Origin of the sequence: Microbacterium resistens NBRC 103078 (genome assembly GCF_001552355.1) — a bacterium.
GTDB lineage: Bacteria > Actinomycetota > Actinomycetes > Actinomycetales > Microbacteriaceae > Microbacterium > Microbacterium resistens.
On record NZ_BCRA01000017.1, the window covers coordinates 60,805 to 71,490 of the forward strand.

Genomic DNA, 10,686 nt, shown 5'->3' on the forward strand with positions numbered 1-10,686 from the left:
ACCGTGTCGCCCCCGATTGCCGGGAAGGATTCCGGATGCCGCAGACTTGATATCTGGGGCACCCGCGCGCCTACCCGAGCGCCCGGGGCTCCGAGCAGGACGGAACATCCATGACGAACGCAGACCCCGCGGCCGCCGCCCACGACGGCTGGCGTGCGCGACGCCGCGCCGCGGTCACCGCGCCCACCGGCAACCTGAGCCTCATCGAGACGCGGTGGTTCCCGACCGACACGACCCCGGAGCAGGCGGAGGCGCTCGTGGCGGCGGAGCGCGCTGCGTCGCCCGCGGGCGTCACGGTCACGGCCCTGTCGCGTACCGGGATCGACACGGGCGCGCCCGAGCACGGCCTCCGTGTCTGGGACGCGGACTCGCCGGCGATCCGCGCCTTCGAGGACATCGTCGCCTTCCCCTACGACCCCGACTGGGTCATCGATGCCCGGTTCGCTCCCGTGTCCGCGGACCGCACGATCCCGTTCGAGCACATCCGCGACGCCGGCGGGTCCCGCAACCTGGTCGTGCCCGGAGACATCGTCTTCGAGCGGGACGGCGAGACGTTCACCCTCGCCGCGTTCGACGACGGCGGGACGCTCCTGCTCGTCTTCGGCGATCCCACCAACGGCCGGGACGACGAGACGGGCACCTACGGATCCGGGCGGTTCCTCTTCGTCGAGCGCGACGACGCCGGAGGGTTCGGCGACGCGGGCACGGTCCGGCTCGACTTCAACCGCGCCTTCGTCCCGCCGTGCGGGTTCTCCGCCCAGTACAACTGCCCGATGCCTCCGCCGCAGAACCGCTTCCCGTGGCCGGTGCCGGCCGGTGAGCGCCTCGTCCGCTTCCGCGACGGCTTCGACATCTACACGGCCTGACCGATCTTCCGTTCCTCGCCTCCCTCGAAAGACACGCCCATGCGCTCCCTGAAGAAGTCCTTCTCCCTCGTCATCGGCGGCCTCGCGGTCGCGGCCGTCGCCCTCTCCGGCTGCGCGCCCTCCGGAGGCGGCGCCACCGGTGACGACGCGATCATCCGCATCGGGTCGCTCTACGAGCCCGTCAACCTGAGCAACACCGCCGGCGGCGGGCAGGGCGTGACCGAGGCGCTCACGGGCAACGTCTACGAGGGCCTCTTCCGGCTCACCGACGACGGCGAGGTGGAGCCCCTCCTCGCCACCGGATACGAGGTCTCCGAGGATGGTCTGACGTACACGTTCGCGCTCCGCGACGATGTCGCGTTCCACTCGGGCAAGGCGCTCACGTCCGCGGACGTGAAGGCCAGCATCGAGGCCGTCCTGGCACCGGACTCCCAGTCCGCACGCAAGTCGAGCCTGTCGGTGGTGGCGGGTGTCGAGACCCCGGACGAGCACACCGTGGTCGTCACCCTCAGCGACCGATCCGTCTCCTTCCCCTACCTCCTCTCCTACGTCTGGATCGTGAACGCCGATGCGACCGATCGGGAGACCACCGCGGACGGTACGGGGCCGTACACCCTCGGCGAGTGGAAGCGCGGCAGCACGCTGTCGCTGGACCGATGGGACGACTACTGGGGCGAGCCGGCCAAGAACGCCGGTGTCGTCTTCTCCTACTTCACCGACGCCGCCGCCGAGGACACGGCACTGCGCAGCGGCCGGATCGATCTCATCACCTCGGTGCAGAACCCGGACTCCCTGCCGCAGTTCGACAGCGCCGGCTTCACGATCAGCGAGGGCGATTCCACGACCAAGGAGCTCCTGGCGTTCAACGACCGTGTGGCCCCGTTCGACGACCCGCGCGTGCGCCAGGCCGTGTACTCGGCGGTGGACCGGGAGAAGCTGCTGAACGCGATCTGGGGCGACTACGGCACGCTCATCGGGTCGATGGTCCCGCCGAGCGACCCCTGGTACGAGGATCTCACCGACCTCAACCCCTACGACCCCGAACGCTCCGCGCGGCTCCTCACCGAGGCGGGACTGGCCGACGGCTTCACGTTCACGCTCGACACGCCCAGCTACGACCCGCACCCGGCCGTGGCGGAGTTCCTGCAGTCGGAGCTAAAGAAGGTCGGCATCACGGTCGAGATCAACACGATCAGCGCCGACGAGTGGTACTCGAAGGTCTTCAAGGAGCACGACTTCCAGGCGACGCTGCAGGAGCACGTGAACGATCGCGACGTCGTCTGGTATGGGAACCCGGACTTCTACTGGGGCTACGACAACCCGCAGGTGGCGCAGTGGATCGCCGACGCCGAGCGCGCGACGACCGAGGAGGAGCAGACCGCCCTCCTGGCCCAGGCCAACCGGCAGATCGCGACCGACGCGGCCAGCGCGTGGCTCTATCTCTACCCGCAGATCGTCGTCGCGTCCGACGCGGTGTCCGGCTTCCCCGTGAACGGCCTCAACTCCCAGTTCTTCGTCTATGGCATCGTCAAGGAGTGACGCGGTCGCGCGGCCCGTTCGAGCCGCGCGACCGAATCCCCGGTGACGGGGCGACGAAGAGACGACGGAGGGGAACGCATGCTCGGCTACGCACTGCGTCGCGGAGCCCTTCTCGTGGGCTCCTTCGCCATCGCCATGGTGCTGATCTTCGTGTTGCTGCGCCTGCTTCCCGGCGACCCCGCCAATGCTCTGCTGTCCGTCGACGCGACGCCCGAGCAGATCGCCGCGGCGCGCGAACAGGTCGGATCCGATCAGCCGCTGCTCGTCCAGTTCGTCACCTGGGCAGGGCAGATGATCCGTCTGGATCTCGGGGAGTCCCTCCTCACCGGCGCCCCGGTCGGCCCGGACATCGCCCGGCGCCTGCAGGTGACGGCGCCGCTGACCCTGATCGCCTTCGGCCTCGCCGTGGTCGGCGCCCTGATCGCCGGCATCGTCAGCGCCGTGCACGCCGACCGGTGGTGGGGAACGGTCCTGTCCGGGATCGCGCAGCTCGGCATCGCCGTTCCCGTGTTCTGGGTCGGGATCGTGCTCGTCTGGCTCTTCGGACTCGGGCTCGGATGGTTCCCGACGGGCGGGTTCCCCGCCGACGACTGGGGCGACCCCGCCGGCGCCGTCGCATCGCTGATGCTCCCCGCCATCACCATCGCGATCGTCATGGGCGCCTCCCTCACCCGGTACGTCCGTTCCGCGACGCTCGACGTCCTCGGCAGCGACTACCTGCGCACGGCACGCGCCCACGGATCCGGCTTCGGTGAGGCGCTGTGGCGTCACGGCCTGCGCAACGGCGCCGTGCCGGTGATCTCCGTGCTCGGCATCGAGCTGGCGTCGACCCTGCTCGGCGCCGTCGTCGTGGAGAGCGTGTTCGCGCTCCCCGGTCTCGGCGGATATCTCGTCGACGGCATCGCGCGCCACGACTTCGCGGCGATCCAGGGAGTGCTGGTCGTCACCACGCTCATCGTGCTGCTCGTGGGCTTCGTCGCCGATCTGAGTCAACGGCTCGTGGACCCGCGCCTGCGTCGCTCCATCGGAGTCGCCTCGTGAACCGGCGTCGCGCGACGCTCGGGATCGGGGCGCTGCTGGTCGGAGCGGTCGTGGTCGTGGCACTCGTGTCCCTGGTCTGGCTGCCCTACCCCTTGGACGACACCACCGGCGGCCGGCTCTCCCCGCCGAGCGCCGAGCACCTGTTGGGAACCGACAAGCTCGGTCGCGACCTGCTGAGCCAGCTCATGGTGGGCGCACGCATCGCCCTGGCGGTCGGCACGGGCTCGGTCGCGATCGCGGCGGTCCTGGGCGTGCTCATCGGCCTGGCCGCGGCTCTCGCGGCGCCGTGGATCGACGACGCCGTCTCCGCGTTCATCGACGTCGCCATCGCCTTCCCCGTGCTGCTCACCGCGATGCTGATCGTCGCCCTCCAGCCGCCGTCCCTCGGTTCCGCCGTGCTGGCGATCGGGCTCGCGATGTCGGCCGTCGTGGCGCGCGTCGCCCGGATCCTCGCGCGCCGCGAAGTCGGCTCGCCGTACGTCGTCGCCGCGCGGACGAGCGGGACGGGCACGCTCGGCATCGTGCGACGGCATCTGCTGCCGAACATGGCGCCCACACTCGCGGTGACGCTGGCGCTGCAGTTCGGCGCGGCGGTGCTCGCCGAGGCGAGCCTGTCGTATCTCGGGCTCGGCGCCCCTCCCCCGAACGCCTCGTGGGGGCGATTGCTGCAGGAGGCCCAGGGCACGGTGCTCATCGCCCCGGCCGGAGCCATCGCGCCCGGCCTGGCCCTGGTCGTCCTCGTCCTCGGCGTGAACTTCGTCGCCGATGGCCTCCGCGACGCCGCGGACCCGACCCGCCGTCGAAGGAGGCCCGCGTGAGCCCCGGATCCGACGACCTCCTCGAGGTGTCCGGCCTGTCCGTCCATACGCCGGGCCGGGATCTCGTCACTGACCTGTCCTTCCGCATCGCGCCCGGCGAACGGCTCGGGATCATCGGCGAGTCCGGATCCGGCAAGTCCGTGAGCGCGCTCGCCCTCACCGGCCTCCTCCCCGCTCCGCTGCGCAGCGCGGGATCCGTCCGGCTCGGCGGAGTCCAGACCATCGGTGCGACGGACGCGACCCTGCGGAGCCTGCGCGGCGCGGTGGCCGGAATGGTCTTCCAGGAACCGCTGACCGCCCTGGACCCGTTGATGCGGGTGGAGCGGCAGGTCGCGGAGCCGCTCCGGCGGCACCGGAGACTCCGCGGGCCCGCGCTGCGGGACGCCGTCGCCGAAGCCTTCGAGGAGGTCGGCCTCGACGAACCGCGCCTCCGCCGCGCCTATCCCCACGAGCTGTCCGGCGGCCAGCGGCAGCGGGTGGCGATCGCGATCGCGCTGGCCGCCCGCCCGCGCCTGCTGATCGCCGACGAACCCACCACCGCTCTGGACGTCACCGTGCAGGCGCGGATCCTCGATCTGCTGGACCGGCTGGTCGTCGAGCGGGGCATGGGTCTCCTCTTCGTCAGTCACGACCTGGCCGTCGTGGCCCGCATGACGGATCGGGTCGTCGTGATGCAGGGGGGCCGCGCCGTCGAGGACGGCCCCGTCCTGGATGTGCTCCGCGTCCCTCGACACCCGTACACGGCGGCGCTGATCGCACACGCCCGCGCGCTCGACGGCGCCCTCGACGGGGGTCTTCCCGCAACCGGCTCCCCGGAGGAGGGACGATCATGACCGTGCTCGAGACCCGCGACGTGTCCTTCTCCTACGGCGGGCGCCCGACCCTCGTCGGCATCGACCTCGCCGTCGGGGCCGGGGAATCCGTCGGGATCGTCGGGGAGTCGGGGGCCGGCAAGTCGACGCTGCTGTCCCTGCTGCTCGGCCTCGCCGCTCCGGCGCGCGGCGACGTGCTGTTCGAGGGTGTGCCGCTCCGGCTTCGCGATCGGGTCCTGATGCGGCGGTTCCGGCAGACGGTGCAGGCGGTCTTCCAGGACCCCTATTCGTCCCTGGACCCCCGGCAGCGGATCGATCGGACGATCGCCGAGCCCCTCGAGTCGCTGGGGATCGCGCGCGGGGCCGCGACCCGCGAACCGGTGCGGGCGGCACTCGCGTCGGTGGGACTGCCCGAGGACGCCGCCCGACGGTATCCGCACGAGTTCTCGGGCGGTCAACGCCAGCGGATCGCGATCGCGCGCGCCATCGTCGTGCGTCCCCGGGTCCTGATCGCCGACGAGCCGGTGAGCGCGCTGGACATGAGCACCAGGATGCAGGTCATCGACCTGCTCCGGAACCTGCGCTCGGAGACGGGGCTTGCTCTCGTGATGGTGTCGCACGACCTCGGCACGGTCGCGGCGGTCTGCGATCGGACCGTCGTCCTCGAGCGCGGGCGCATCGTCGAGGCCGCCGACACGCGAACCGTGCTCACCGCGCCCGCCGAGGAGTACACCCGCCGCCTCGTGGCCGCGATCCCCCGCCTGCCCTGACCGTGCCGGCCGGTCGATCAGGACGAACCCGGTGACGCGCGGGCCCGCACGTGCCAGCATGGTCGAATGAGGACACGCACCATCGGCGGCGGGGACCGCGCCACGCCCGTCTCCGCCATCGCGCTCGGTGCCATGATGTTCGGCACCGCGACGGACGAGGAGACCTCGTTCGCGATCCTTGACCGGTTCCTCGCCTCCGGGGGCACGTTCATCGACACCTCGAACAACTACGCCTACTGGGTCAACGGCACCCGCGGCGGCGAGAGCGAGCGTCTGCTCGGGCGCTGGCTGAGCGATCGAGGACTCACCGACGAGGTCGTGGTCGCAACCAAGGTCGGCGGTCGTCCCGCGCAGGCGGCCACCGCGCTCGCCGACGACATCGAAGGGCTCTCCGCGGACGTCATCCGGCGCGGCCTCGACCGGAGCCTGAAGAACCTGGGCCGCGATCATGTCGACGTGTTCTACGCGCACGTCCCGGACCCCCGCACCCCGTTCGACGAGCAGATCCGCACCTTCGGGGTCTTGGCGGCCGAGGGGCGGGCGACCCACATCGGGCTGAGCAACCACTGGTCCTGGCAGATCGAGCGCGCGCGGACCCTGGCCGCGGCGGAGGGCCTTCCGGCCGTGCAGGTGCTGCAGCATCACCACAGCTACCTCCGCTCGCGGGTCGACCACCCGAGCCGCCGCTCCCCCGACGGGCAGATCGGCGTCGTGTCTCCCGATCTGCTCGCCTACCTCCGCGATCAGCCCGGACTCGCCCCCGTCGCGTACTCGCCCCTGCTGCGCGGCGCCTACGCCCGCGACATCGACCCCGGCGAGCTCTACCGGCACCCGGGCAACGACGCGCGTCGGATCGCGCTGCAGGAGGTCGCCGCGGAGGCGGGGGCGACGCCGAACCAGGTCGTCCTGGCCTGGCTCATGGGAGGCGACGTCCCCTTCATCCCGCTGATCGGCGCATCCAGCGTCGGACAGCTGGACGAGAATCTCGCCGCCGCGGACCTGGAGCTGACGTCCGCGCAACGGGAGCGCCTGGACGGCGCGAACTGACCCGGACCGCCCACCCCGCTTCGGTTCTCAGCCCGGTTGTGCGATGGCTGCCCGGCGCGATCCGGTGCGCCGCGGGAACCGGTAGCCGTCCAGCGCGGCGCCGAGGTGGTGGAACAGGGCGTCGCCGGCGGCGCGATAGCCCGCGATCTCTCCGCGGAGCTCGACCAGGAGCGCGGCGGAGCCAGCGGGGCCCGCGTCGATTCGTCGCGCGTGCTCGTCGATGCGGTCCAGACGCTCGGCGAGTTCCGCCAGTGCGTCCATGACCCCGGCGACGTCCGCGCTGGCCGCGAGGAAGGACGACCAGCGGCCCAGGGCCGCCGCGATGGCGTCGCGCTCCTCCGCGGCCGCATCGACGAGCGCACCCGCGGAGGCGGGTTCGGGATCCGGCAGACGGCGCATGCCGGCCGCCGGATCACGGGGGTCAGCGGCAAGGCTGCGACGCAGGTCGCCCAGGGCGAGACGGGTCACCGGGGCCCAGCGCTCGTGGGTCGAACGGGCGATCACCTTGTCGACCACGGCCGCGGTGAGCAGGAACGTGACCAGCCCTCCGGCGAGTCCCGAAACGACGGCGTAGTTCTGCCACACCGAGGTGGCGACGTCCACCCAGATGATGATGCCGACGACCACCAACGAACCGACGACCGCGCTGACGCGGAAAACCAGGGTGCTCATGATCCTCCTCGACGATCCCGACCATACCCGGAACCGCGAGGGGATTCATCTTCCGCGGACGAGGCGTCGCCCGAGCGGGTCAGGCGACGCCGACGCCGAAGAGGAGGCCCAGCGCGTAGGTGACGGCCGCGGCCCCGAAACCGATGGCGAGCTGCCGGAGAGCGCGGCGGAGCGGAGGTCCTCCGGAGAGGATCCCGACCATCGCCCCGGTGCCGAGCAGCGCCACTCCGACTAGGACCAGTGCCGTCACGACGGCGGCGATGCCGTCCATGCCGAACAGCCACGGCAGGACAGGGATGATCGCGCCGGAGGCGAAGAGCAGGAAGCTCGACACCGCGGCGCCCCAGTCGCTGCCGACCACCTCGTGGTCCGCAGCGCGGGTGCCGACCGGCCCCGTCGTGGCCTGGCGGGCGCCGATCTTCGCGGCCTCGACGACGCGGTGCGCCTTCGCCAGCGCCTCGGCGGGCGCCGCGCCGCGGGCGCGGTAGACGAGCGCCAGCTCGTTCTCGTCGATGTCGAGATCGCCGGCGGCGGCCGCCGCGTCGTCGTTCGCCTCGGTGGCGGCGAGGAGCTCCCGCTGGGACCGCACGGAGACGAACTCCCCCGCTCCCATCGACAGCGCCCCGGCGAGCAGCCCGGCGATACCGCTGAACAGCACGAACCCGCCGCTGACCCCGGTCGCGCCGATCCCCATCACCAGGGCGAGGTTGCTGACCAGACCGTCGTTGGCGCCGAAGACGGCGGCGCGGAAGGAGCCGGACAGACGACGGCGCCCTCGGGCGGCGAGACCGCGCACCACCTCGTAGTGGACCTTCTCATCCGCACGCATGGCCGGCGTCGCGAACTCCTCGGCGTCGTACGGAGACCGTGCTTCGGCGTTCTGCGCGAGGGCGAGCACGAAGATGGAGCCGAACCGCCCCGCCATCCAGCCGAGGATCCGAGAGCGCAGACCGGCGCGCGGCAGGCGCGAGGGCTCTTCCCCGAGCAGGTCGAGCCAGTGCTGCTCGTGGCGCCGTTCCGCATCGGCGAGCGAGAGCAGGATCTGCTTCTCCTCTCCCTCCCGCCGGGACGCCAGGCGCTGGTACACCCGCCCTTCCGCCCGCTCCTCGACGAGGTAGCGCGCCCAGCGCCGACGGTCGGCGGAGGTCGGTTCGAGCTGAGTGGTCATGCGGGGCCTCCGGGGATAAGGACGACCGTTCCACGCTACTGAGGTATGGCGACCGGAACCGCGTCAGGACGCGGATTGACAGCATTTCGGGTCTCCTCATCCGCGGCTCCCGGGCATGCCGCCGCCCGTCGGGACGGCGCCCGCGGCCGCGCGGCTCAGGAGCGCACGCGACGCCGGAGCACGTCGATGCGCGCCTGCAGCTGTGCGACGGTCGCCTGGGCCACCGCCGGGCCTCCGCAGATCCGGCGAAGTTCCGCGTGGACGGCCCCGTGCGGTTCACCGCTCTGCCGTGCGTAGAGGCCGACGAGGCTGTTCAGCAGCTGCCGCTGCTCCCGGAGGGTGCGGTGCAGCGGCGCGGGCAGGGTCGTGGTCTGCTCCGGTCCCGCATGCGCTTCGCGCGCCTCGCGCAGCCGGGACTGCCGGGCCTGGCGCTGCATGAGGAGCTCGTGGACGTGCTCGGGTTCGAGGAGCCCCGGGATCCCGATGAACTCCTCCTCCTCGGGCGTTCCCGGCTCCGCGAGCTGACCGAACTCCTTGCCCTCGAAGACCACGCGATCGAAGTGCGCGAGCGAGGAGATCGCCTGGTAGCTGAACTCCTGGGTCAGGGCGTCGGACGCCTCCTCCTCCCGGTTGGCGGCGTCGATCAGGGAGTCGTCGAGTCCGTCGTCGTCCTTCGTCTTCCGGTCCAGCGCGTGGTCGCGCTGGCGCTCCATCTCGTTGGCCAGCTTCATCAGGACAGGGACGTTCGGCAGGAACACGCTGGCGGCCTCGCCGCGCCGGCGCGCACGGACGAATCGCCCGATCGCCTGGGCGAAGAACAGCGGCGTGGACGAGGACGTCGCGTAGACGCCGACCGCGAGCCGGGGCACGTCCACGCCCTCGGACACCATGCGCACCGCGACCATCCACCGGCTCGTCCCCTGGCTGAACTGCTCGATGCGCTGCGACGCCTCGGCCTCGTCGGAGAGGACGACCGTCGGCCGTTCCCCGGTCAGCTCCCGCAGGATGCGCGCATACGCCCTGGCGACGGTCTGATCCGTGGCGATCACCAGGCCCCCGGCGTCCGGGACGTGGTGGCGGATCTCGGTGAGCCGGCGATCCGCGGCCGACAGCACCGCCGGCATCCACTCGCCCTCCGGGTCGAGGGCGGTGCGCCAGGCCTGCGAGGTGACGTCCTTGGTGTTGTCCTGGCCGAGGTGCGCCTCGAGCTCGTCGCCGGCGCTGGTGCGCCACCGCATCTTCCCGGCGTACATGTGGAACAGCACCGGGCGCACGACGCCGTCGGCGAGGGCGCGCCCGTACCCGTAGCGGTAGTCCGTGCTCGACACCCGGGACCCGGACTCGTCGGGGAGATAGTCGACGAACGGGATCGGCGCGGTGTCGCTGCGGAACGGCGTCCCCGACAGCAGCAGCCGTCGTCGTGCCGGGGTGTACGCGTCCCGGATCGCATCGCCCCAGCTCAACGCGTCGCCGCCGTGATGGACCTCGTCGAGGATCACCAGGGTCCGTGCGTCCTCGGTCAGATGACGATGGACGGAGGACTTCGCCGCGACCTGGGCGTAGGTGACGACCACGCCGTGGTACTCGCGGGACGGCGCCCAATGGGTGTTCCGGAAGCGGGGGTCGAGGCGGATGTGCACCCGCGCGGCGGCGTCGGCCCACTGGGTCTTCAGGTGCTCGGTCGGCGCGACGACGATGACACGGTTGACCTCGTTCGTGCGCAGCAGCTCCACCGCGAGCGTGAGCGCGAACGTCGTCTTTCCTGCGCCGGGCGTGGCCGCCACCAGGAAGTCGCGCTTGTCCGCCCGGAAGTACTCCTCCAGCGCCTCCCGCTGCCAGGCGCGCAGCTTGTCGGCGGTCCCCCAGGGCGCGCGCTGAGGGAAGGACGGAGAGAGCATGGGATTCCACGATAGACGAGCCCGGGGACATCGACGCACCAGCCGCGGCGCCCCG

General features: G+C 71.8%; 10 protein-coding genes. 7 read left to right on the forward strand and 3 right to left on the reverse strand.

Going from position 1 to position 10,686, the window contains the following annotated elements; translation table 11 throughout:
• Positions 1–110: 110 nt before the first annotated feature.
• The 7 genes from MR1_RS04075 to MR1_RS04105 all read left to right on the forward strand — a co-directional run bounded on the left by MR1_RS04075 (position 111) and on the right by MR1_RS04105 (position 6,893).
• Positions 111–866: a DUF1684 domain-containing protein gene (locus tag MR1_RS04075; protein ID WP_067243403.1), complete on the forward strand. Its 756-nt coding sequence runs from the start codon at positions 111–113 to the stop codon at positions 864–866.
• A gap of 39 nt (positions 867–905) precedes the next feature.
• Positions 906–2,405 carry an ABC transporter substrate-binding protein gene (locus MR1_RS04080; RefSeq protein ID WP_067243404.1) on the forward strand — a complete coding sequence of 500 codons (1,500 nt, stop codon included), beginning with the start codon at positions 906–908 and terminating at the stop codon, positions 2,403–2,405.
• Between the two features lie 78 nt (positions 2,406–2,483).
• Positions 2,484–3,446, forward strand: coding sequence for an ABC transporter permease (locus MR1_RS04085; protein WP_067243405.1), 963 nt, complete (start codon positions 2,484–2,486; stop codon positions 3,444–3,446).
• A complete protein-coding gene (locus MR1_RS04090; RefSeq protein ID WP_067243406.1) occupies positions 3,443–4,264 on the forward strand; it encodes an ABC transporter permease in 822 nt (273 codons plus the stop codon). The genes MR1_RS04085 and MR1_RS04090 overlap by 4 nt, the downstream gene beginning before the upstream one ends.
• A complete protein-coding gene (locus MR1_RS04095; protein WP_067243407.1) occupies positions 4,261–5,097 on the forward strand; it encodes an ABC transporter ATP-binding protein in 837 nt (278 codons plus the stop codon). The genes MR1_RS04090 and MR1_RS04095 overlap by 4 nt, the downstream gene beginning before the upstream one ends.
• Complete coding sequence (locus MR1_RS04100; protein WP_067243408.1) at positions 5,094–5,846, forward strand: ABC transporter ATP-binding protein; 753 nt, start codon at positions 5,094–5,096, stop codon at positions 5,844–5,846. The genes MR1_RS04095 and MR1_RS04100 overlap by 4 nt, the downstream gene beginning before the upstream one ends.
• Positions 5,847–5,912: 66 nt before the next feature.
• Entirely contained in the window at positions 5,913–6,893 is a 981-nt protein-coding gene (locus MR1_RS04105) for an aldo/keto reductase (protein WP_067243409.1), read from the forward strand.
• A 27-nt stretch (positions 6,894–6,920) separates the two neighbouring features.
• On the opposite strand, the gene MR1_RS04110 is transcribed toward MR1_RS04105, so the two are convergent.
• The 3 genes from MR1_RS04110 to MR1_RS04120 all read right to left on the reverse strand — a co-directional run bounded on the left by MR1_RS04110 (position 6,921) and on the right by MR1_RS04120 (position 10,631).
• A complete protein-coding gene (locus tag MR1_RS04110; protein ID WP_067243410.1) occupies positions 6,921–7,565 on the reverse strand; it encodes a hypothetical protein in 645 nt (214 codons plus the stop codon).
• Between the two features lie 79 nt (positions 7,566–7,644).
• Complete coding sequence (locus tag MR1_RS04115) at positions 7,645–8,733, reverse strand: VIT1/CCC1 transporter family protein (protein WP_067243411.1); 1,089 nt, start codon at positions 8,731–8,733, stop codon at positions 7,645–7,647.
• Positions 8,734–8,888: 155 nt separating this feature from the next.
• Positions 8,889–10,631 carry a DEAD/DEAH box helicase gene (locus MR1_RS04120; RefSeq protein WP_067243412.1) on the reverse strand — a complete coding sequence of 581 codons (1,743 nt, stop codon included), beginning with the start codon at positions 10,629–10,631 and terminating at the stop codon, positions 8,889–8,891.
• Between the last annotated feature and the right edge of the window lie 55 nt (positions 10,632–10,686).

What these genes read in the sequence shown, in the direction of transcription:
- MR1_RS04110 (WP_067243410.1), bottom strand. Translation starts at nt 7,565, where the DNA reads ATGAGCACCCTGGTTTTCCGCGTCAGCGCGGTCGTCGGTTCGTTGGTG.
- MR1_RS04115 (WP_067243411.1), bottom strand. Translation starts at nt 8,733, where the DNA reads ATGACCACTCAGCTCGAACCGACCTCCGCCGACCGTCGGCGCTGGGCG.
- MR1_RS04105 (WP_067243409.1), top strand. Translation starts at nt 5,913, where the DNA reads ATGAGGACACGCACCATCGGCGGCGGGGACCGCGCCACGCCCGTCTCC.
- MR1_RS04085 (WP_067243405.1), top strand. Translation starts at nt 2,484, where the DNA reads ATGCTCGGCTACGCACTGCGTCGCGGAGCCCTTCTCGTGGGCTCCTTC.
- MR1_RS04100 (WP_067243408.1), top strand. Translation starts at nt 5,094, where the DNA reads ATGACCGTGCTCGAGACCCGCGACGTGTCCTTCTCCTACGGCGGGCGC.
- MR1_RS04120 (WP_067243412.1), bottom strand. Translation starts at nt 10,631, where the DNA reads ATGCTCTCTCCGTCCTTCCCTCAGCGCGCGCCCTGGGGGACCGCCGAC.
- MR1_RS04080 (WP_067243404.1), top strand. Translation starts at nt 906, where the DNA reads ATGCGCTCCCTGAAGAAGTCCTTCTCCCTCGTCATCGGCGGCCTCGCG.
- MR1_RS04075 (WP_067243403.1), top strand. Translation starts at nt 111, where the DNA reads ATGACGAACGCAGACCCCGCGGCCGCCGCCCACGACGGCTGGCGTGCG.